The 22,226-nt window shown below is 53.8% G+C and carries 19 protein-coding genes, 1 other RNA gene and 1 pseudogene; 9 read left to right on the plus strand and 12 right to left on the minus strand.

Annotated elements, in window-relative coordinates; all coding sequences use genetic code 11:
- Window positions 1-109: 109 nt before the first annotated feature.
- Genes ubiH through GPJ68_RS20400 form a run of 3 tightly spaced genes read right to left on the minus strand, consistent with a single transcriptional unit; the run spans window position 110 to window position 3,213 of the window.
- Complete coding sequence (gene ubiH, locus GPJ68_RS20390) at window positions 110-1,288, minus strand: 2-octaprenyl-6-methoxyphenyl hydroxylase (protein WP_016154358.1); 1,179 nt, start codon at window positions 1,286-1,288, stop codon at window positions 110-112.
- Window positions 1,285-2,610: a Xaa-Pro aminopeptidase gene (gene pepP, locus GPJ68_RS20395; RefSeq protein ID WP_047414428.1), complete on the minus strand. Its 1,326-nt coding sequence runs from the start codon at window positions 2,608-2,610 to the stop codon at window positions 1,285-1,287. The genes ubiH and pepP overlap by 4 nt, the downstream gene beginning before the upstream one ends.
- 24 nt (window positions 2,611-2,634) lie before the next feature.
- The gene (locus tag GPJ68_RS20400) at window positions 2,635-3,213 is read right to left on the minus strand and encodes a YecA family protein (RefSeq protein ID WP_016157420.1); all 579 of its coding nucleotides are present in this window, start codon (window positions 3,211-3,213) and stop codon (window positions 2,635-2,637) included.
- Between the two features lie 167 nt (window positions 3,214-3,380).
- Here GPJ68_RS20400 and zapA point away from each other — a divergent pair, with 167 nt between their 5' ends.
- From zapA to GPJ68_RS20415, 3 genes are all read left to right on the plus strand, one after another.
- Entirely contained in the window at window positions 3,381-3,710 is a 330-nt protein-coding gene (zapA, locus tag GPJ68_RS20405; protein ID WP_003026980.1) for a cell division protein ZapA, read from the plus strand.
- Between the two features lie 41 nt (window positions 3,711-3,751).
- Window positions 3,752-3,935, plus strand: a non-coding RNA gene (gene ssrS / locus GPJ68_RS20410) — 6S RNA.
- A gap of 19 nt (window positions 3,936-3,954) precedes the next feature.
- Window positions 3,955-4,551, plus strand: coding sequence for a 5-formyltetrahydrofolate cyclo-ligase (locus GPJ68_RS20415; RefSeq protein ID WP_104651976.1), 597 nt, complete (start codon window positions 3,955-3,957; stop codon window positions 4,549-4,551).
- 382 nt (window positions 4,552-4,933) lie between these two features.
- On the opposite strand, the gene serA is transcribed toward GPJ68_RS20415, so the two are convergent.
- Together serA and rpiA are read right to left on the minus strand one after the other, a co-directional pair.
- Entirely contained in the window at window positions 4,934-6,166 is a 1,233-nt protein-coding gene (serA, locus tag GPJ68_RS20420; protein WP_016154363.1) for a phosphoglycerate dehydrogenase, read from the minus strand.
- Window positions 6,167-6,437: 271 nt separating this feature from the next.
- Entirely contained in the window at window positions 6,438-7,097 is a 660-nt protein-coding gene (rpiA, locus tag GPJ68_RS20425) for a ribose-5-phosphate isomerase RpiA (RefSeq protein ID WP_016154364.1), read from the minus strand.
- A gap of 170 nt (window positions 7,098-7,267) precedes the next feature.
- Between rpiA and argP the strand changes: the two genes are divergently transcribed.
- The 5 genes from argP to GPJ68_RS20450 all read left to right on the plus strand — a co-directional run bounded on the left by argP (window position 7,268) and on the right by GPJ68_RS20450 (window position 13,807).
- On the plus strand, window positions 7,268-8,161 hold the full coding sequence (gene argP, locus GPJ68_RS20430; RefSeq protein WP_003825477.1) for a DNA-binding transcriptional regulator ArgP: 894 nt from the start codon (window positions 7,268-7,270) through the stop codon (window positions 8,159-8,161).
- A 226-nt stretch (window positions 8,162-8,387) separates the two neighbouring features.
- The gene (gene scpA / locus GPJ68_RS20435; RefSeq protein WP_104651975.1) at window positions 8,388-10,532 is read left to right on the plus strand and encodes a methylmalonyl-CoA mutase; all 2,145 of its coding nucleotides are present in this window, start codon (window positions 8,388-8,390) and stop codon (window positions 10,530-10,532) included.
- Window positions 10,525-11,520 (plus strand): methylmalonyl Co-A mutase-associated GTPase MeaB, encoded by a 996-nt coding sequence (meaB, locus tag GPJ68_RS20440; protein ID WP_104651974.1) that lies wholly within the window; start codon window positions 10,525-10,527, stop codon window positions 11,518-11,520. The genes scpA and meaB overlap by 8 nt, the downstream gene beginning before the upstream one ends.
- 10 nt (window positions 11,521-11,530) lie before the next feature.
- Complete coding sequence (gene scpB, locus GPJ68_RS20445; RefSeq protein WP_049041966.1) at window positions 11,531-12,316, plus strand: methylmalonyl-CoA decarboxylase; 786 nt, start codon at window positions 11,531-11,533, stop codon at window positions 12,314-12,316.
- Between the two features lie 24 nt (window positions 12,317-12,340).
- A complete protein-coding gene (locus GPJ68_RS20450; protein ID WP_016154368.1) occupies window positions 12,341-13,807 on the plus strand; it encodes an acetyl-CoA hydrolase/transferase family protein in 1,467 nt (488 codons plus the stop codon).
- Here GPJ68_RS20450 and GPJ68_RS20455 read toward each other — a convergent pair.
- From GPJ68_RS20455 to argO, 3 genes and pseudogenes are all read right to left on the minus strand, one after another.
- Entirely contained in the window at window positions 13,804-14,700 is an 897-nt protein-coding gene (locus GPJ68_RS20455; RefSeq protein WP_016154369.1) for a LysR family transcriptional regulator, read from the minus strand. The two genes, GPJ68_RS20450 and GPJ68_RS20455, sit on opposite strands and share 4 nt — an antisense overlap.
- Window positions 14,701-14,886: 186 nt before the next feature.
- Entirely contained in the window at window positions 14,887-15,609 is a 723-nt protein-coding gene (locus tag GPJ68_RS20460) for an oxidative stress defense protein (protein ID WP_029139653.1), read from the minus strand.
- 93 nt (window positions 15,610-15,702) lie between these two features.
- Window positions 15,703-16,339: pseudogene (gene argO, locus GPJ68_RS20465) on the minus strand (arginine exporter ArgO).
- A 200-nt stretch (window positions 16,340-16,539) separates the two neighbouring features.
- On the opposite strand from argO, the gene dctP reads away from it, so the two are divergent.
- Window positions 16,540-17,586, plus strand: coding sequence for a TRAP transporter substrate-binding protein DctP (dctP, locus tag GPJ68_RS20470; RefSeq protein WP_049268792.1), 1,047 nt, complete (start codon window positions 16,540-16,542; stop codon window positions 17,584-17,586).
- A gap of 41 nt (window positions 17,587-17,627) precedes the next feature.
- Here dctP and GPJ68_RS20475 read toward each other — a convergent pair whose 3' ends face one another.
- The 4 genes from GPJ68_RS20475 to epd form a co-directional block, all read right to left on the minus strand.
- A complete protein-coding gene (locus GPJ68_RS20475) occupies window positions 17,628-18,488 on the minus strand; it encodes a small-conductance mechanosensitive channel MscS (protein WP_019077645.1) in 861 nt (286 codons plus the stop codon).
- 191 nt (window positions 18,489-18,679) lie between these two features.
- Window positions 18,680-19,759, minus strand: a complete 1,080-nt coding sequence (gene fbaA, locus GPJ68_RS20480) for a class II fructose-bisphosphate aldolase (RefSeq protein ID WP_003027029.1) — start codon at window positions 19,757-19,759, stop codon at window positions 18,680-18,682.
- 88 nt (window positions 19,760-19,847) lie between these two features.
- A complete protein-coding gene (pgk, locus tag GPJ68_RS20485; protein ID WP_003027032.1) occupies window positions 19,848-21,011 on the minus strand; it encodes a phosphoglycerate kinase in 1,164 nt (387 codons plus the stop codon).
- A gap of 39 nt (window positions 21,012-21,050) precedes the next feature.
- Window positions 21,051-22,079 (minus strand): erythrose-4-phosphate dehydrogenase, encoded by a 1,029-nt coding sequence (epd, locus tag GPJ68_RS20490; RefSeq protein WP_016154379.1) that lies wholly within the window; start codon window positions 22,077-22,079, stop codon window positions 21,051-21,053.
- Window positions 22,080-22,226 lie beyond the last annotated feature (147 nt).

The raw sequence follows: 22,226 nt of genomic DNA on the forward strand, positions 1-22,226 counted from the left end.
ACCGTAGGCCGGATAAGGCAAAGCCGCCATCCGGCATTACTTCCGCGACATTGCCTGATGGCGCTGCGCTAATCAGGCCTGCTTTTTTAATTCGGCCTACAGGTTATATCTATCGCGCAACCCAACCGAGGGTCCGCTCCGCCAGCGCATCGCGCGCAGGCGTGAATAATTCCATCGCCATCAGCCCGACATTACGCCCAACGACCAGCGGGGCCCAGCGATTGGCAAACAAATACACCAAATTGTTGGTCACACCAATCGTCGTTTCGCGATCGCGTTCGCGGCGCTGCTGATAGCGTGCCAGCACCGCATAATCACCGATATCTTCCGCGCAGTTTTGCGCCTGCGTCAACGTCTCAGCCAGGCTCATCACGTCGCGCAGACCAAGGTTGAAACCTTGTCCGGCAATGGGATGCAGCGTCTGTGCTGCGTTCCCCACCAGCACAGTACGATGGGTAATGGCTTTTTGCGCCGAGGTTAATGAAAGCGGATAGGCGTTGCGTTTACCGGCCTGGGTAATACGCCCCAACCGCCAGCCAAACGCAGTTTGCAGTTCGCGGCAAAATTGTTCGTCGGACCAGGCCATAATCTCATCACGCCGCTCCAGCGGATGGCACCATACCAGCGAGCAGCGACCATCAGACATCGGTAGCATTGCCAGCGGACCATATTGCGTGAAACGTTCGAACGCTCGCCCGTCATGCGCAACGGAGGTCGTGACGTTGGCAATCACCGCCAGTTGTTCATAGGGTTGTTGCTGCCAGTCAACGCCGCAGGCGGTAGCCAGCGCGGAGCGCGTGCCATCGGCGGCCACCAACAGGCGACCATTAATCATCTCACCATTTTCCAGCGTAACCTCAACGCGTTCCTGCGTGCGTGACACGCTGGCTACACGGTCGGGGCAGTGCAGCGTGATGCCCGGCGCTTTACGCAGCAGCGCAAACAAACGCAGCCCGACATCGTGCAGTTCTACCACCTGGCCCAGCGCCGGAATACGGTATTCCTGCGCATCCAGCGTCACAAATCCGGCATGGCCGCGATCGCTGACGTGAACCGTTTTGATCGCCGTTGCGCAATCGGCAATCGCCTGCCATACGCCAATTCGCGCCAGCTGTTGGCAGGTCCCTGCCGCCAGCGCGATCGCCCGGGCGTCAAACCCTGGATGGCGGTCAGTTTCAGGTTCGCTCGCTTCTATCAGGTGAACAGGCAGAGTCCCGTGGCTGAGCTGAGAAATGGCCAGCGCCAGCGTCGCACCGACCATACCACCGCCAACGATAATCACGCTCATTGCAGTCGCGCCGCAGCCATTAAGGCTTCAATGTCATCCGCTTTCTTCACCACGCTGGCGGTCAGGTTCTCATTGCCGTCCTCGGTGATGAGGATGTCATCTTCAATACGAATGCCGATACCACGATAAGCAGGCGGCACATCGGCGTCCGGTGCGATATACAGCCCCGGTTCGACAGTGAGTACCATTCCTGGCTCGAGAGTACGTGAGCGGTCCTGACCATAAACGCCAACGTCGTGCACATCCAGTCCCAGCCAATGGCTAAGACCATGCATAAAGAATGGGCGATGCGCATTTTCGGTAATCAGTTGGTCGATCTCGCCGTGCAAAATGCCAAGCTTCACCAGACCCGTAATCATGATGCGCACCACTTCGCCGGTGACTTCCTGGATGGACGTCCCCGGGCGATACAGGCGCAGGCTGGTCTCTAATGACTCCAGTACGATGTCGTAGATTTCACGCTGAGCAGGGGAAAATTTGCCGTTTACCGGGAAGGTACGCGTAATGTCGCCCGCATAACCTTTGTATTCACACCCGGCGTCAATTAACACCAGATCGCCATCGCGCATTTCACTTTCATTTTCGGTGTAATGGAGAATACAGCCGTTTTCGCCGCTGCCGACAATCGTGTTATAGGATGGGTAACGCGCGCCATGGCGAGTAAACTCGTGGTGAATCTCCCCTTCCAACTGGTATTCAAACATTCCCGGACGGCATTTTTCCATCGCGCGGGTATGCGCCAGCGCACTGATCTCTCCGGCACGGCGCATGACCGCAATTTCTTCTGGTGATTTGAACAGGCGCATTTCATGCACCATTGGACGCCAGTCGATGATCGCGGCGGGTGCGTGCAGATTTTGTCTGGAGCCTTTACGCAGTTTATCCAACGCCGTGCACACAATCTCGTCTGCCCAGGCATATTCGCCCTGCGCGTGGTACACCGCGTCCAGGCCATTGAGCAACAGGTGCAGCTGTTGGTTGATTTCACTGAAGGCCAGCGCCCGGTCAACGCCGAGTTTTGCCGGTGCGGCATCCTGGCCCAGACGGCGGCCAAACCAGATCTCCGCCGTCAGATCGCGAACCCGATTAAACAAAACGCTGTGGTTATGAGTGTCATCACTTTTAATCAGCACCAGCACGGCTTCCGGTTCGTTAAAACCGGTGAAGTACCAGAAATCACTGCTTTGGCGGTACGGGTATTCACTGTCCGCGCTGCGCGTCGCTTCAGGCGCGGCAAAAATCAGCGCGGCGCTGCCAGGCTGCATTTGTGCCAGTAAAGCCTGGCGACGACGCTGGAATTCTTGCTGAGATATCTCGCTCATCACACTCTCCTTTGCGTTTCGTTCTTAGTGCAGAGTCGGTTTACGGACTTCCGGCGCGGTCGGCTGCTGACGCGTAAACGTGTCATGACACAGCAAGGCGGCTACGCGCACGTATTCGATAATCTCTTCGAGCGACATTTCCAGCTCTTCCTGATCTTCGTCTTCGTCATATCCCAACTGAGCGATATTGCGCAGGTCGTCAATCGCTTCACCGGTTTCACCGGTCACCTTGTCGAGCTTTGGCTGCGTAACGCCAAGGCCCAGCAAAAAGTGGTTTACCCACCCCGCCAGCGCATCGGCACGATCAAACACGCTAACGTCGTCGCCTTCAGGCAGATAAAGCTGAAAAAGGAAACCGTCGTCCTCGAGGGCATCGCTGGTGGCAGAGTGCATTTTCATCAGTGCCTGAGCCAGCTCGTGACCGAAGGCCAAACCTTCGTTCGTCAGGTCGTGCAGCAGCGGCTGCCATGAGCTGTCGTTGTTGCCGCCGCAAATCATCCCGCTGATCAAGCCGTGCATTTCGGCCGGGGTTAATCCAGCCCCTTGTTGGTTCAAAAACTGGCTAACGTCGTTGTAGCCAGGCATTTCGTTCTGTATAGACATAAGCATTCGTCATCAAAGGGAGGAATATTCATGGTATGCTACCACTTTGGACCCTGGTGGACCAGAAAAGGGCTTGTATCTTGATACCAGGGTAGCTATAGTGTCGCCCCTTCGCGGACCCAAGGTCTGGAGACGAAGGCAGCGCAGTCAATCAGCAGGAAGGTGGCATGTCTGCACAACCCGTCGATATCCAAATATTTGGCCGTTCACTGCGAGTGAATTGCCCGCCTGAACAAAGGGATGCGTTGAATCAGGCTGCGGACGATCTTAATCAGCGATTGCAAGATCTGAAAGTTCGCACTAGAGTCACAAATACTGAGCAGTTGGTTTTCATCGCCGCGTTGAACATCAGCTATGAATTAACTCAGGAAAAAGCGAAGACGCGTGAGTACGCGGCGAGCATGGAACAACGTATTCGGATGCTACAACAGACCATCGAACAGGCGTTGCTTGATCAGGGTCGCATAACCGAAAAAACGGGCCAAAACTTTGAATAACACTTTTCGGTTTACTGTGGTAGAGTGACCGTGAAGACAAAATTTCTCTGAGATGTTTGCAAGCGGGCCAGTCCCCTGAGCCGATATTTCATACCACAAGAATGTGGCGCTCCATGGTTGGTGAGCATGCTCGGCCCGTCCGAGAAGCCTTAAAACTGTGACGACGCATTCACCTTGAACCAAGGGTTCAAGGGTTACAGCCTGCGGCGGCATCTCGGAGATTCCCTTCTACCTGGCAACAGCCATGACACTACTTTCTGAACTCCCTTTATCCCGGCAAGAAATTCGTCAACTGATTCGACAGCGTCGTCGCGCGTTGACCTCTGAACAGCAACGACAATACGGTCAGCAAGCCGCGACCCGAATGCTCAGTTTTCCCCCTGTTGTACTCGCGCATACTGTGGCGGTATTTCTCTCGTTCGATGGCGAACTCGATACCCAGCCGCTGATAGATCAACTGTGGCGAGCGGGCAAGCGCGTTTACCTTCCGGTTCTTCATCCCTTCAGTCCCGGTAATTTACTGTTCCTGCACTATCATCCGCGCAGCGACCTGGTGACCAATCGCTTAAAGATCCAGGAACCACGGCTTGATGTACGCGACGTATTGCCACTGTCAAAGCTGGACGTACTGATTACGCCGTTAGTGGCATTTGATGAGGACGGGCAACGCCTGGGCATGGGCGGTGGATTTTACGACCGCACGCTACAAAACTGGCAGCAGCATAAGATCCAACCCGTGGGCTACGCGCATGACTGCCAGGTAGTAGAAAAATTGCCGGTTGAAGAGTGGGATATCCCGCTGCCAGCGGTGGTGACGCCGTCCAAAATCTGGGAGTGGTAGCCGTTTTTTGCCGATTGACAGCGCCGTTTTTTTGACCTAAATTCCTCGGTGAAGGGTGAGGGAGGCGAACCTCCCTCCTGCGTACTCTCTGTTAATATGCTGGCCAAGCGATGATTAACAGGATCAGCAGCATGATGACGTATCTCATCATCGTCCCTTTCCTTTTTAGAGCCCCTGCTTCGGTAGGGGCTTTCCCGTTTCAGCGCTATGCTGCGCCCCTATCGTAAATTCCTTTTATTGCTGTACAACACGCAACGCTGCCTTTAGTTGCCAACTGCGGCAAAGCTCGAAAAACAGAATGTATGCGTTACAGAAAGAGATTTTGAGGCAGGGAAATCAGAGGAAAGATGGGCAGGTCAACCGCCTGCCCATGTAGAGGAAATCAGTACAGCAGACGAGCGCGAATGGTTCCCGGAAGGGCTTTCATCGCCAGCAGCGCTTTCTCCGCCACATCTTCATCCGCTTCAATATCGATAACCACATAGCCTACCTGCGCTGAAGTCTGCAGATACTGCGCGGCAATGTTGACGCCCTGCTCGGCAAAAATCTGGTTAAGTGCCGTCAGTACGCCCGGACGGTTTTCGTGAATGTGCATCAGACGACGACCACCGTGCAGCGGCAGCGAAACTTCCGGGAAGTTTACCGCAGACAGCGTAGACCCGTTGTCGGAATACTTGGTCAGTTTCCCAGCTACTTCCAGACCGATGTTTTCCTGCGCTTCCAGCGTTGAACCACCAATGTGCGGCGTCAGGATCACGTTATCGAAATCACACAGCGGCGAAGTGAAAGGATCGCTGTTAGTTGCCGGTTCGGTTGGGAATACGTCGATTGCAGCCCCCGCCAGATGTTTAGTCGCTAACGCGTCGCACAACGCAGGAATATCAACAACCGTACCGCGTGCGGCGTTAATCAGCAGCGCACCCGGTTTCATCAGCGAAATCTCACGCGCGCCCATCAGGTTTTTGGTGGAGGCATTTTCCGGCACGTGCAGACTGACCACGTCGCTCATATTGAGCAGGTCGGAAAGATGCTGTACCTGCGTGGCATTGCCAAGCGGGAGTTTATTTTCAATATCATAGAAAAAGACATGCATCCCGAGCGATTCCGCCAGAATGCCCAACTGAGTACCAATGTGGCCGTAGCCGATGATCCCCAGTTTTTTACCACGCGCTTCAAAAGAGCCGGTAGCCAGTTTATTCCACACGCCGCGGTGCGCTTTGGCGTTCGCTTCGGGTACGCCACGTAGCAGTAGCAGCAGTTCGCCAATCACCAGCTCAGCAACGGAACGTGTGTTAGAGAATGGTGCGTTAAACACAGGGATCCCGCGCTTTGCCGCTGCACTTAGATCAACCTGGTTGGTGCCAATGCAGAAGCAGCCAATCGCGACCAGTTTCTCTGCGGCGTCAATCACATCTTCAGTCAGATGGGTACGGGATCGCAGGCCAATGAAGTGGGCATCACGGATGGACTCTTTCAGTTGTTCAGTGTCCAGAGCACCTTTGTGAAACTCGATGTTGGTATAACCTGCTGCACGAAGGCTTTCGAGTGCTTTTTGGTGCACGCCTTCAACCAGCAGAAATTTAATCTTATCTTTCTCCAGTGATACCTTTGCCATTTCCCCGACCCTGTCTTTTTTTGTTCAAACTGATGTGTTGTGTGTGGGATTTTCATCCGTCTCTTCAACATATCAAAAAATAATATTGCGGCAATATGAACGTTTGCGTCGCCGTGCTGAAGAAATGTCATTCAACGGGAAATGTCAGAGGAAAATACTGGCGATAACTTTTTCTTTGGAGAGATCGGCAGGACAATATTATAAACGTGACACAAGTCACCAAATTTGCCCTGCCAAAATTTTTTTAACGGGAGAAGACGCTCCCGTCAGATCATTTTACGATAGTTTTCACGCCGTCAGGCGTACCGATCAGCGCGACATCCGCACCACGGTTGGCAAACAGGCCGACGGTTACCACACCTGGAATCGCATTGATGGCATTCTCCAGCGCGATGGCGTCGAGGATCTCCAGACCGTGCACATCGAGGATCACGTTGCCGTTGTCCGTCACGACGCCCTGACGGTATTCAGGACGACCGCCCAGCTTCACCAACTGGCGAGCCACAGCGCTGCGCGCCATTGGGATCACTTCGACCGGCAGCGGGAAGTTACCGAGAATATCGACTTCTTTAGACGCATCCGCGATGCAGATAAATTTCTTCGCCACGGAAGCAATGATTTTTTCACGGGTCAACGCTGCGCCGCCGCCCTTGATCATCTGCATGTGACCGTTGATTTCATCCGCGCCGTCAACGTATACGCCGAGGCTGTCCACTTCGTTAAGATCGAACACGTGGATGCCAAGGCTTTTGAGTTTTTCAGTCGATGCGTCCGAACTGGATACCGCACCTTCAATCTGACCTTTCATTGTGCCCAGCGCATCAATAAAGTGTGCGGCTGTTGAACCTGTACCTACGCCCACAATGGTGCCGGGCTGTACATACTGAAGTGCCGCCCATCCTACTGCTTTTTTCAGTTCATCCTGCGTCATGATCGTTTCGCCTGTGGTGTGAATATGGTGGGAAAATTCACGCGCATTATAGAACATTGTGCAGAAAAATGTCCCCACACCCGCTCGCAAGCGGCGGATTTCGTCTTTACCCAATCAAAAATTGTGTCATAGTGCAGAACAAGCAAAAATTTCAGGAGTGCGTCAAAGCAATGAAACGTCCGGACTACAGAACACTACAAGCACTGGATGCGGTTATTCGTGAACGAGGATTTGAGCGCGCGGCGCAAAAGCTGTGCATCACGCAATCCGCGGTTTCACAGCGCATAAAACAGCTTGAGAATATGTTCGGACAACCGCTGCTGGTGCGCACCGTACCGCCGCGCCCAACGGAACAGGGACAGAAACTACTGGCGCTTCTGCGCCAGGTTGAACTGCTGGAAGATGAGTGGCTGGGCGATGAACAAACCGGCTCGACGCCGCTTCTGCTTTCGCTGGCGGTGAACGCCGACAGTCTGGCGACCTGGTTACTTCCGGCGCTGGCCCCGGTACTGGCTAATTCACCGATTCGACTGAACCTGCAGGTTGAAGATGAAACCCGAACCCAGGAACGTCTACGTCGGGGTGAAGTGGTCGGTGCGGTGAGTATTCAACATCAGGCGCTGCCAAGCTGTCTGGTGGATAAACTGGGCGCGCTGGACTACCTGTTTGTTGGCTCTAAACCTTTCGCCGAGCGTTATTTCCCAAACGGCGTCACCCGTTCCGCCCTGCTGAAAGCCCCGGCGGTCGCGTTTGACCATCTTGATGATATGCACCAGGCGTTCTTGCAACAAAACTTCGACCTGCCGCCGGGCAGCGTACCGTGCCATATCGTTAACTCGTCTGAAGCCTTCGTCCAGTTAGCCCGTCAGGGAACAACCTGCTGCATGATCCCACACTTACAGATTGAGAAAGAGCTGGAAAGCGGTGAGCTTATCGACTTAACGCCAGGCCTGTTCCAGCGTCGGATGCTGTACTGGCACCGTTTTGCACCAGAAAGCCGCATGATGCGCAACGTCACCGACGCGCTGCTGGCCTATGGCCACAACGTACTGCGTCAGGATTAATTCCTCGAACAGAGGCCGGATAGCGGCGTAAAGCCTCATCCGGCCTGCAAGCCTTTCCCCTCATTTCATGCTATTCCCGCCACGTCTTTGAAATACATCACAAAATAAAACACGCCACACGGCAAAAAACGACGTCCTGTTGGCTATTTTTTGCTGGCGACAAGCCAAATGAAAAAGCACACCGTATTCGCAAAGATTCAACTTATTGCGTAATACGGAGCAAAAAATGGCAAACGTGCAGGAGTGGCAAACACTCGCCAATAAAGAACTCAGTCGACGGGAAAAAACCGTTGAGTCGCTGGAAAGACAGACGGCGGAAGGGATTGTCATCAAGCCGCTGTACACCGAAGCGGATCTCGATAATCTGGAAGTCACGGGCACCCTGCCCGGTCTGCCGCCTTACGTGCGTGGCCCGCGCGCCACTATGTATACCGCGCAGCCGTGGACGATTCGCCAATACGCCGGTTTCTCTACCGCCAAAGAGTCCAACGCCTTTTACCGCCGTAACCTCGCCGCTGGGCAAAAAGGGCTTTCCGTTGCCTTTGACCTTGCCACTCATCGTGGCTATGACTCAGACAACCCGCGCGTAGCGGGCGACGTCGGCAAAGCCGGCGTGGCGATCGATACCGTCGAAGATATGAAGGTGCTGTTCGACCAGATCCCGCTGGATAAGATGTCGGTATCAATGACCATGAACGGCGCGGTGCTGCCGGTACTGGCGTTTTATATCGTCGCGGCGCAGGAGCAAGGCGTGACGCCGGAACAGCTCACCGGGACCATTCAGAATGATATTCTGAAAGAGTACTTGTGCCGCAACACCTACATTTATCCGCCAAAACCCTCCATGCGCATTATCGCCGACATCATCGCCTGGTGCTCAGGCAACATGCCGCGCTTTAACACCATCAGCATCAGCGGCTATCACATGGGTGAAGCCGGGGCAAACTGCGTACAGCAGGTGGCGTTTACGCTGGCAGACGGTATTGAATACATCAAGGCCGCGCTTTCCGCCGGACTGAAAATTGATGACTTCGCCCCGCGCCTGTCATTCTTCTTCGGCATCGGCATGGATCTGTTTATGAACGTCGCCATGCTGCGCGCTGCACGGTATCTGTGGAGCGAAGCGGTCAGCAGTTTTGGCGCGACCAACCCGAAATCTCTCGCTCTGCGTACCCACTGCCAGACCTCAGGCTGGAGCCTGACCGAGCAGGACCCGTACAACAACGTGGTACGAACCACCATTGAAGCGCTCGGCGCTACGCTTGGCGGCACCCAGTCTCTGCATACCAACGCTTTTGATGAAGCGCTCGGCCTGCCCACCGATTTCTCCGCCCGTATTGCGCGTAATACGCAGATCATCATTCAGGAAGAATCAGAGATCTGCCGCACCGTCGATCCGCTGGCCGGATCGTATTACGTCGAATCACTCACCGATCAAATCGTGAAGCAGGCGCGCACGATCATCAAGCAGATTGATGAGGCAGGCGGCATGGCGAAGGCGATTGAAGCCGGACTTCCTAAACGGATGATCGAAGAAGCGTCCGCGCGCGAACAGTCGCTGATCGACCAGGGTAAGCGCGTTATCGTCGGGGTGAACAAATACAAGCTGGATAAAGAAGACGACACGTCGGTGCTGGAGATCGACAACGTGAAGGTGCGCAACGAGCAGATTGCCTCACTGCAGCATATCCGCGCCACCCGCGACAATGATGCGGTTAAAACCGCGCTATCCGCGCTGACCCACGCCGCGCAGCAGAATGAAAATCTGCTGGCAGCCGCCGTCAACGCCGCCCGCGTTCGCGCCACGCTCGGTGAAATCTCCGATGCGCTGGAGGCCGCCTTTGACCGTTATCTGGTTCCCAGCCAGTGTGTTACTGGGGTGATTGCGCAAAGCTATCACCAGTCCGACAAATCCGCCGATGAGTTCGATGCCATTGTTGCGCAAACCGAACAGTTCCTCGCAGAAAATGGCCGACGCCCGCGTATTCTGATCGCCAAGATGGGTCAGGACGGCCACGATCGCGGCGCAAAAGTGATCGCCAGCGCCTACTCCGATCTCGGCTTCGATGTCGATCTCAGCCCGATGTTCTCCACACCGGAGGAAATTGCCCGTCTGGCGGTAGAAAACGATGTGCATGTCATTGGCGCATCATCGCTGGCGGCGGGTCATAAGACATTGATCCCGGAGCTGGTCACCGCGCTCAAAGGCTGGGGACGCGAAGACATTTGCGTCGTCGCCGGCGGGGTTATTCCGCCACAGGATTACGCTTTCCTGCACGAGCATGGCGTGGCAGCCATATATGGCCCAGGCACGCCAATGCTCGACAGCGTCCGCGATGTGTTAACCCGTATCAGTCAGCATCATGATTAACGCCGCCACGCTTGAGGATACCGTCCGCCGCTTGCGACTCGGTGAACGGGCTACGCTCGCCCAGGCGATGACGCTGGTCGAAAGCAATCACCCGCGCCACCAGCCGCTGAGTACGCAATTGCTGGACGCGATTATGCCGTTCACCGGTAACGCCCTGCGTCTGGGGATCACCGGCACGCCGGGCGCAGGTAAAAGCACCTTTCTGGAAGCATTCGGCATGCTGTTAATTCGCCGCGGGTTACGGGTAGCGGTGATCGCCGTCGATCCCAGCAGCCCGGTCAGCGGCGGCAGCATTCTGGGTGATAAAACCCGCATGACGGAACTGGCTCGCGCAGAATCTGCGTTTATACGTCCGGTTCCTTCCAGCGGTCATTTAGGCGGCGCCAGCCAGCGCGCCCGCGATTTAATGCTGCTGTGCGAGGCGGCGGGCTTCAACGTGGTGATTGTGGAAACCGTCGGCGTTGGGCAGTCAGAAACCGAAGTCGCAGGCATGGTGGATTGCTTTCTCTCACTGCAAATCGCCGGCGGTGGCGACGATTTGCAGGGCATCAAAAAAGGCCTGATGGAGATGGCGGATCTGGTCGTCATCAACAAGGACGACGGTGATAACCGCACCAGCGTTGCCATCGCCCGCCATATGTACGAATCCGCCCTGCATATTCTGCGCCGCAAATATGACGAGTGGCAGCCGCAGGTTCTGACCTGTAGCGCCCTGGAAAAACGCGGCATTGAGGAGGTTTGGCAGGCGATAACCGACTTTAAAACGTGCCTTACCGCCAGCGGTCGACTGGAAAAAGTCCGCCAGCAGCAGGCGGTGGAATGGCTACACAAGCAGGCTGAAGAAGAAGCCTTGCATCTGCTGTTTGCCCGGGCTGATTTCGACCAGTATTTCCAGCAGACGCTGCTGGCCGTCAAAAACAATGATCTTTCGCCGCGCACCGGCCTGCGGCACATCAGCGCATTTATTCAGCATCATTACTTTCAATAAAGAGAACATTATGTCTTATCAATACGTCAACGTGGTCATCATCCAGAAAGTCGCGGTCATTGAGTTCAATTACGCCCGCAAGCTCAATGCCCTGAGCAAAGTGTTTATTGACGATCTGATGCAGGCGCTGAGCGACCTCAATCGTCCGGACATTCGCTGCATCATTCTGCGCGCCCCGAGCGGGGCCAAAGTGTTCTCTGCCGGGCATGATATTCATGAACTCCCCACCGGACGTCGCGATCCGCTCTCTTATGACGATCCGCTGCGTCAGATAACTCGCATGATCCAAAAATATCCGAAGCCGGTGATCTCCATGGTTGAAGGCAGCGTCTGGGGCGGCGCGTTTGAGATGATCATGAGTTCCGATCTGATCATCGCAGCCAGTACGTCTACCTTCTCCATGACCCCGGTCAACCTCGGCGTGCCCTATAACCTGGTGGGCATCCACAACCTGACCCGCGACGCTGGTTTTCACATCGTTAAGGAGCTGATTTTTACCGCCTCGCCCATCACCGCTCAACGCGCTATGGCGGTCGGGATCCTCAACCATGTCGTTCCAACCGAGGAACTGGAAGATTTCACCCTGCAAATGGCGCATCACATCTCGGAAAAAGCGCCGCTGGCAATCGCCGTCATCAAAGAAGAACTGCGCGTGTTGGGCGAAGCACACACCATGAACTCTGACGAATTCGAGCGCATTCAGGGCATGCGCCGCGCGGTGTATGACAGCGAGGATTATCAGGAAGGGATGAACGCGTTTATGGAAAAACGTAAACCTAATTTTGTTGGCCATTAATCACGTCCGACGAAGGAGACGGCCATGAAACGGATGAGCGCCGAACAGGCGGCAGAAATTATCCAGCACGATGATATGGTGGCGTTCAGCGGCTTTACCCCCGCGGGTTCGCCAAAAGCGTTACCCACCGCAATTGCCCAACGCGCCTGCGAACGGCATCAGGACGGGCAGCCTTTTCAGATCCGCCTGTTGACCGGGGCGTCAATTGGCGCCGCCGCTGATGATGCACTATCCGCGGCGGATGCCGTTTCCTGGCGTGCGCCTTATCAAACCTCATCTGGCCTGCGCGAGAAAATTAACCAGGGCCAGGTGAGGTTTGTCGATCTCCATTTGAGCGAAGTCGCGCAGATGGTTAATTACGGCTTTTTTGGCGATATCGATGTTGCCGTCATTGAAGCTTCCGCCATTGCGCCGGATGGCCGGATTTGGCTTTCCAGCGGTATTGGCAATGCACCCACCTGGCTGCTGCGGGCGAAAAAGGTGATTATCGAGTTGAATCATTACCATAATCCACGCGTGGCTGAGTTTGCCGACATCGTAATACCCGGCGCACCGCCGCGGCGTAACAGCGTGCCCATATTTCATACCATGGATCGCGTGGGCAGTCAGTGCGTGCAGATAGACCCCAGGAAAGTGGTCGCGGTGGTGGATACCGAGCTGCCCGATGCCGGGAATGTGTCGGATAAAACCAATCCGGTCAGCCAACAAATTGCCGATAACGTCGTCACTTTCCTACTGGCAGAAATGGCGCACAAACGCATTCCAGCAGAGTTTCTGCCCTTACAAAGCGGCGTGGGCAATATCAATAACGCGGTAATGGCGAGACTGGGAGAGAATCCGGATATCCCGCCCTTTATGATGTATTCAGAGGTGTTACAGGAATCGGTGGTGCATCTGCTGGAAACGGGCAAGATCACCGGTGCCAGCGCCTCCAGCCTGACCATCTCAGCCCCGTCGCTACAGAAGATTTACGACAACATGGACTTCTTCGCCAGCCGAATTGTGCTGCGCCCGCAGGAGATCTCCAATAACCCGGAAATCATCCGTCGGCTGGGGGTCATTGCACTCAACGTTGGGCTTGAGTTTGATATCTACGGCCATGCCAATTCCACGCACGTTGCGGGCGTGAACCTGATGAACGGTATCGGCGGCAGCGGGGATTTCGAGCGCAACGCCTATCTGTCTATCTTTATGGCGCCGTCGATTGCCAAAGGCGGGAAAATCTCAACCATCGTGCCGATGTGCAGCCATGTCGACCACAGCGAACATAGCGTTAAAGTGATCGTGACCGAACAAGGGATTGCCGATCTGCGTGGGTTATCTCCGATGCAGCGGGCGCACACGATTATCGATAACTGTGCGCATCCCCTTTACCGGGACTACCTGCACCGCTATCTGGAAAAAGCGCCCGGCGGGCATATCCATCACGATCTCAGCCATGCGTTCGATCTGCATCGCAACCTTCTCGAGACAGGATCGATGCTCGGTTAACTTGCCGTACCGTCACGATCTTCAGCAATATGCTGGAGCATGGTGCCGGTATAGCGATGATTTTTCAGCGAATAGAGAAACTCCTGCATATACATGGGGCTGCCGGGCGCGTCGAAATACTTTAGCGTCGACGGATTCACCAGCCGCCAGGCAAAATGAGGGATCACCGTCAAAAACTGCCCGCGCTCCACCGCGCTAATCTTGGCCATAAAGCTGTACGGACGGTAGATAATCGTCGGATTGATCCCACAGGGCCGCATATAAGCATCCAGCATTGCTTCAAAGTTGGCGCGATTCTGGAAGCGCATTTGCAGCCAGGGTAGCTCGCGCAGCAGATCCTGCGGCTGTTTCTCTTCGTAGCGCCGGGAAACGAGAAACCCCAGACGCAGCGGAGACAGTTCGCTGATCGCCAGATTTTCCAACTCCTGTACGCGGGGAGAAACGTGCTGTGGCGAGATAATGAAATCCAGTTTGCGGTCGAACAGATTATCAATCACCCCATTCTCACTGAATTCAACGGCCTGGGCCGTCACGCCGTCATATTTATCGCCAAGGCTAATCAACTGGTCAAAAATAATCGTTGGATAAGTATTATCGATACCGATGACGATTTCCCGCGAGCGACAAGAGGCGTTATGGATTTCGTTATCAATAGCAGAGAGGCGCTGATAGACGGGAAACAGCTTCTGATACAGCTCCTGTCCGGCTTTATTCAGGCTGATGTTGTTATCTTTACGGGTAAACAGCGTATAGCCGATTTGATCTTCCAGTGCAGCAATGCTTTTACCGAAAGGCGATGCGGTCATATGTATTTTTTCTGCCGCTCTGGCGATGTTATTGGTTTGCGCCAGCAGAATGAAATTACGCATCTTTTTCGAGATAAAAATATCCATAGCGTCCCCTTAAAAATCGCTATGGCCTATCCTCATTACCACGAAAAAAAAGACTGAATGTGAGGTCTCATTTTTACAGTTGCTCACAGAAAAAACCGGCTGGAATGTTTTGTCGGCCTGATGAGACGCGTAAGCATCGCCATCAGGCTAAAATCTTGCCGGATGGCGACTTACGCCTTATCAAGACTACTTATTGGTTACTGTAGGCTCAATCTGGAAGACGACATCAACCTGATCGTCAAACTGAATAACCGGCTGTTCGTAGGTTTCCTGAGCGGAGGTTGCAGGCGCTGCATCTGCTTTCATCATCCGTACCATCGGGCTCGGTTGATAATTGGAAACGTGGTAACGCACACTGTAAACGGGACCCAGTTTGCTATTAAAGCCCGCGGCCAGCTGTTCAGCCTGATGAACAGCATCATCAATCGCCGCTTTACGCGCTTTGTCTTTGTAAGCATCCGGCTGGGCAACGCCCAGCGATACCGAACGAATTTCATTCAGACCAGCCTTCAGCGCGCCATCAAGCAGAGCGTTGAGTTTGTCCAACTGACGCAGCGTGACTTCAACGGTGCGCACCGCACGATAGCCTTTGAGAATGCTTTTGCCGTTCTGGTAGTCGTAGTCCGGCTGCGTACGCAAGTTTGCAGCGCTAATGTCTTTCTTCGCTATCTGGTTCTGTTCAAGGAAGGACAGATATTGCGCCACGCGCTCATCGGCCTGCTTCTTCGCGGAAGCCGCATCCTTTGCAGCAACGTTCACTTCAATCGCCAGGGTGGCGATGTCTGGTGTTGCATCTACGCTTGCCGTTCCGGAAGTCACGATGTGCGGTCCATTTGGCAACTCATTTGCCTGTACCGATAGTGCGCTGAATCCGACTAATGCCGCCAGGGCCATTATTTTGAACTTCACGGTCGTTCCTCCATGTTTCATTAATTACCCCAAAACTCAGGGCACATGCAGGCAAGCTTAGCCGATCTCGCTGCGTTGTCCATCAGACAACACTTAGTTGAACAGCGCATGAACGTGCGCAACACCTTCTTTTGCCAGCTGAAAAGCGATAAACCACATCACTAATCCTACCAGCGTATTGATGATGCGCTGTGCTTTCGCAGTTCGCAGACGCGGTGCCAGCCAGGCCGCCAGCAATGCCAGACTGAAGAACCACAGGAACGAAGCGCTGACGGTTCCCAGTGCAAACCCAGCGTTTAGGCTCAACATCCAGTTGTCCCCCCAGACTCCCGAGCACCACAAAGGTATCCAGGTAAACATGTGGGTTGAGCCATGTCACCGCCAGCATAGTGGCTATGATTTTCCAGCGCCCCTGCTTCATCACCTCGGCGCTGGCCAGTTCCAGATTACTGCTCATCGCCGTTTTTAGCGCACCGAATCCGTACCAGAGTAAAAATGCGACCCCGCCCCAGGTGACCAGCGCCATCAGCCATGGCGACTGCATCAGCAAGGCGCTACCGCCGAAGATCCCCGCGCAAATCAGCACTAAATCACTGATAGCGCAGAGTAAAGCGATCATGATGTGATACTGACGACGGATCCCCTGATTCATCACGAAGGCATTTTGTGGACCAAGCGGAAGTATCATGGCTGCACCAAGCGTAAGCCCTTGAAAATAGTAGGATAACATGTAAAACATCTCACATAATTGTCTTGTGGGCAGACTATACTGCGCGGGATTCATTAGAGGAAATGGATAATATTAATCAGTAATTAGCATTATTAATAATACCGCGCACACTCCCCTCCATATTCAGTCTCTGACAATAGCGATTGTGCGTTACCCGAGGTATGCTGAAAGATAAATCTGTCTATACCAAAGGAATGGGTATGAAGCATAACGCGAACATTTTTCTCTTCTGTGCCTCGCTGATAGTTACCAGTTTGTGGCCCACTGTCGCCAGCGCAGACAGAACGCTGCGCTATACCGATCACGAGCCATATGGCAACATGCGTACCCGGCTCATAAAAGAGACTTTTTTTCGCGCGATCGAACAAGAGTCGCTTGGACGTTTGAAAATCGACGCTCACTGGAACGGCGAGCTGTCCACCAGCTATGACGCCTTAAAAACGATCGGCCAGGGCAGCGTGGCGGATATGGGGATCGTGGTCCCTGAGTACACGCCCGAACAACTGCCGCGACACCAGATTTTTAAGAGCTTTCCCCTCGGACCGGGTCGTGGTGAAGCGCAGGTTAACGCCTTTCAGCGGATTTTCCGCGAGTATCGCCAGTTTGGTCGCGAGCTGGAAAACAACAATCTGGTGAATCTTCAGTTTTTCCTCGGCTATCCGGTTGGATTTTTTACGACCAGGCCGAACGTCGATTTGGCACAGCTGAATGCAAGCCAATGGCGGACCGCCAGCTTTTGGCATCAATCATTTTTACGCAACGCAGGCGGCGTGCCGGTCAGCATGCCATGGAATGAAAAAATTACCGATGCGCTTCAGACCGGACAGCTTGACGGCCTGATGGTTAACCTCGACAGCGGAGATGATATCCATGCCCAGCGGGCGGCCCCCTATATTCAGCTCTCCCCTTCGCTCTGGCTCGGACACGTTTATCTTCTGGTGATGAATAAAGACGTCTGGGATAGCCTGGACGTGAAAGATCGCGCAGCCATCAATCGGGCCGCCGCCATGACGCAAAAGCGTATTGGCGCAGTGCAGGACGCAAGCCTGACCGCAATGGCGAAAAAGATGGCAAAAGAGGGTGCACACGTTCATTACCTGACCAACAGCGAGCTGAATGCGTGGCAAGCCGCTACCGGGTATCAGCACGTTCAGGCCGAATGGATTGCCCAACAGGAAAGTAAAGGAATAAACGATGTTGGCGAGCTGATGCAGGGTGTCAGCGCAATTCTTAACAAGACGAGATAAATCAACGCCCGCCTCTCTCTGGCGGGCGTTTTTAGCTGAAGTTACTCGGTGGCGTTCTCTTTCACGCGTTTAAAGTTCACATCCATCTGCGGGTACGGGAAGCTGATACCGTTGGCGTCAAACTCGCGCTTAATACGCTCCAGTACATCCCAGTAGACGCTTTGCAGATCGCTGCTGTTGCTCCAGACACGTACGACGAAATTAATCGAGGAAGCGCCCAGCTCATTCAGGCGTACCGTCATTTCACGGTCTTTTAGGATGCGATCTTCAGACTGGATGATATCAGTGAGGATTTTTTTCACCTGATCGATATCGGAGTCGTAGGCCACGCCGATAATAAATTCGTTACGACGGACCGGCTCGCGAGAGAAGTTAATGATGTTCCCGGCAATGATTTTACCGTTTGGGATCACCACAATCTTACCGTCTACGGTACGCATAGTTGTGGAGAAAATCTGCACGTTAAGCACGGTTCCCGCAACGCCGCCAAGGTCTACATATTCACCCGCGCGGAACGGACGGAACATCACCAGAAGCACGCCTGCGGCGAGGTTGGACAGCGACCCTTGCAGTGCCAGACCGACAGCTAAACCTGCGGCACCGAGAACGGCGATCACGGAGGCAGTTTGCACCCCAACGCGACCCAGCGCGGCAATCAGCGTGAAAGCGATAATACCGTAGCGCACCAGTGCAGAAAGAAAGTCGGCAACGGTGGCATCAATTTTACGCGCCAGCATCAGGCGGTTAACGGTGTTTGATACGATACGCGCCACGATCATACCGATAATGACAATCGCGAGAGCCGCAACGATGTTGACGGCATAGCTCAACAGTAGCTCCTGATTGCGGACCAGCCAGGTGCCCGCACCGTTTATGCTGTCGACAACATTCAAATCTTCCATTCAATATTCCTTTTTTGCTTACCCAAACGGGAGAAATAAAGCCGCCCTAACGGGACTGGCAACCTGACAAGGGTAAACAATAAACTCAGATTTTGCCAAACAGATCACAGAATTCTCTGTCAGCAGCACATTGAAATGGCAATAAAAAAGGCCCGCATTTGCGGGCCTCATGTCACGTTGGACGGCGTAAATTACAGAACGTCAACCGCGTTCAGTTCTTTGAAAGCCTGTTCCAGACGGGTGATCATGGTTGCCTGACCAGCACGCAGCCATACGCGCGGATCGTAGTATTTCTTGTTCGGCTGATCTTCGCCTTTCGGGTTGCCCAACTGACCCTGCAGGTAAGCTTCGTTTGCTTTGTAGTAGTTCAGAACGCCTTCCCAGGTAGCCCATTGGGTATCGGTGTCGATGTTCATTTTCACTACGCCGTAGCTTACGGAGTCTTTGATTTCCTGAGCAGTAGAACCTGAACCACCGTGGAAGACGAAGTTCAGGCTGTTATGCGGCAGGTTATGTTTCTTAGAAACATAGTCCTGAGAGTCGCGCAGGATGGTCGGGGTCAGAACTACGTTACCCGGCTTGTAAACGCCGTGTACGTTACCGAAGGACGCTGCGATGGTGAAACGCGGGCTGATTTTGCTCAGCTCGGTGTATGCGTAGTCAACGTCTTCCGGTTGGGTGTACAGTGCAGAAGCGTCCATGTGGCTGTTGTCCACGCCGTCTTCTTCACCACCGGTGCAACCCAGTTCGATTTCCAGAGTCATGCCCATTTTGGACATGCGCGCCAGGTATTTGGAGCAGATTTCGATGTTCTCTTCCAGAGACTCTTCAGACAGGTCGATCATGTGAGAAGAGAACAGCGGTTTGCCCGTTGCTGCGAAGTGTTTTTCACCCGCGTCCAGCAGACCGTCGATCCACGGCAGCAGTTTCTTCGCGCAGTGGTCAGTGTGCAGGATAACCGGAACACCATAGTGTTCAGCCATCTGGTGAACGTGATGCGCACCAGAGATAGCACCCAGGATTGCAGCGCCCTGAGGAACGTCAGACTTCACGCCTTTACCCGCGATGAAAGAAGCACCACCGTTGGAGAACTGGACGATTACCGGCGCTTTAACTTTTGCAGCGGTTTCCAGAACGGCGTTGATGGAGTCGGTACCAACGCAGTTAACAGCTGGCAGAGCAAAGTTGTTTTCTTTAGCTACCTGGAAAACTTTCTGTACGTCATCACCAGTGATTACGCCTGGTTTTACGAAATCAAAAATTTTAGACATGTTGCGAGTCCTGTATCTTCGGCCTTGGAAAGGGGGCGCGCTCGACAGCGCGCTAATAATTGGGCAGGTTTCCCTGCCCATCAATGTCTTACTTTTTAGCACGCTCTTCGAGCATGGCTACTGCTGGCAGTACTTTGCCTTCCACGAATTCGAGGAATGCGCCGCCGCCAGTAGAGATGTAGGAGATTTTGTCAGCAATGCCGAACAGGTCGATTGCTGCCAGGGTGTCACCGCCGCCTGCGATAGAGAATGCTTCGCTGTCTGCGATAGCATTAGCAACGATTTCAGTACCTTTGCGGAAGTTCGGGAATTCGAACACGCCAACCGGGCCATTCCACAGAATGGTTTTCGCATTCTTCAGGATGTCAGCCAGCTGCTGTGCAGAAGCGTCGCCGATATCCAGGATCTGCTCGTCTTCTTTTACATCGCTAACGGATTTAAGCGTAGCCGGTGCAGTTTCAGAGAATTCAGTCGCTACGCGAACGTCAGTCGGGACCGGAATATCGCAAGTCGTCAGCAGACGCTTAGCTTCATCAACCAGGTCAGCTTCGTACAGGGATTTGCCGACGTTGTGGCCTTGAGCAGCAACGAAGGTGTTCGCGATACCACCACCAACGATCAGCTGGTCAGCGATTTTTGACAGAGAGTCCAGAACGGTCAGTTTGGTAGAAACTTTAGAACCACCAACGATAGCCACCATCGGACGAGCAGGTTCTTTCAGCGCTTTACCCAGCGCATCCAGCTCAGCAGCCAGCAGCGGACCAGCGCAAGCTACGTCGGCGAATTTACCGATACCGTGGGTAGAAGCCTGCGCACGGTGAGCGGTACCGAAAGCGTCCATTACGAATACGTCGCACAGAGCAGCGTATTTTTTGGACAGTGCTTCGTCGTCTTTCTTCTCGCCTTTGTTGAAGCGAACGTTTTCCAGAACAACCAGTTCACCGGCAGCGACTTCAACGCCGTCCAGGTAATCTTTTACCAGGCGAACCGGAGCAGACAGTTTGTCTTTCAGGTAGTTAACAACCGGCAGCAGAGAGAATTCTTCGTTGTACTCGCCTTCGGTAGGACGACCCAGGTGGGAAGTTACCATCACTTTAGCACCCTGTTTCAGGGCCAGTTCGATGGTCGGCAGAGAAGCACGGATACGCGCATCGCTGGTTACTTTCCCTTCTTTAACTGGTACGTTCAGGTCCGCACGGATAAAAACGCGTTTACCAGCCAGATCCAGATCGGTCATCTTAATTACAGACATGGTGAATCCTCTCGTTGATTCATAAAGTTTTGTCGACGCTCAAGCGTCGAGCCTGAAACCAATAGCAGCCATCGCTAACGTTGTGTCGAGCATACGGTTAGCAAAGCCCCATTCATTATCACACCAGACCAGCGTTTTGATCAGGTGAGCGCCACTCACGCGCGTTTGCGTACCATCAACGATGGCGCTGTGCGGGTCGTGGTTAAAATCTACAGAGACCAACGGTAATTCCGTATAGTCAACTATACCATGAAATGCACCTTGTGCTGCTTTTTGCAGCAACTGGTTGACTTCACTGGCTTTTACTGGTTTTTTCACCGTCACGCTTAAGTCGATCGCCGTCACATTTATGGTCGGTACACGCACCGCAATCGCTTCAAAACGATCGTTAAACTGCGGGAAAATTCGCGTGATGCCCGCCGCCAGTTTGGTATCAACCGGAATAATAGACTGGCTGGCCGCTCGCGTGCGACGCAGGTCAGGATGATAGGCATCAATAACCTGCTGATCGTGCATCGCGGAGTGGATCGTGGTGACAGTACCAGACTCAATGCCGTAAGCATCATCCAGCAATTTAATGACGGGTATTATGCAATTCGTGGTGCAGGAGGCGTTGGAAACGATCCGGTGTTCAGCGCGCAGCTGATCCTGATTAACGCCATACACAACGGTTGCGTCGATGTCGTGACTACCAGGATGTGAAAAGAGCACTTTTTTTGCACCAGCAGCAATATGCGCCTCGCCGTGTTCGCGGTTGCCGAAAACCCCCGTACAGTCCAGAACAACGTCGACACTCAGTTCGCGCCAGGGAAGCGCATCGAGCGTTCGCTCATGCAGAATGCGGATCGCGTCATCGCCAACGATGAGCTGGTCACGTTCCTGACGAACATCCCAGGCAAAACGTCCATGGCTGGTGTCATATTTCAACAAATGCGCCATGCCTGCAGCATCCGCCAGTTCGTTGATTGCCACCACGGTGATTTCCGCCCGACGCCCGGATTCATACAAAGCACGAACCACGTTGCGTCCGATGCGACCGAAACCATTAATCGCTACGCGTACGGTCATAGGTCTCCTGCAAGGATTTCTCAGAAACGATGTGGCAGACAGAGTAATGCAGCAAATCGCTCAGGGAAACCTTACCTGTCGCAAACTGCGACTAATTGGTTAATTGTCGAACATTTAATCGACTGAAACGCTTCAGCTAGAATAAGC

This window comes from Citrobacter sp. 172116965, from assembly GCF_013458095.1.
GTDB lineage: Bacteria > Pseudomonadota > Gammaproteobacteria > Enterobacterales > Enterobacteriaceae > Citrobacter > Citrobacter braakii.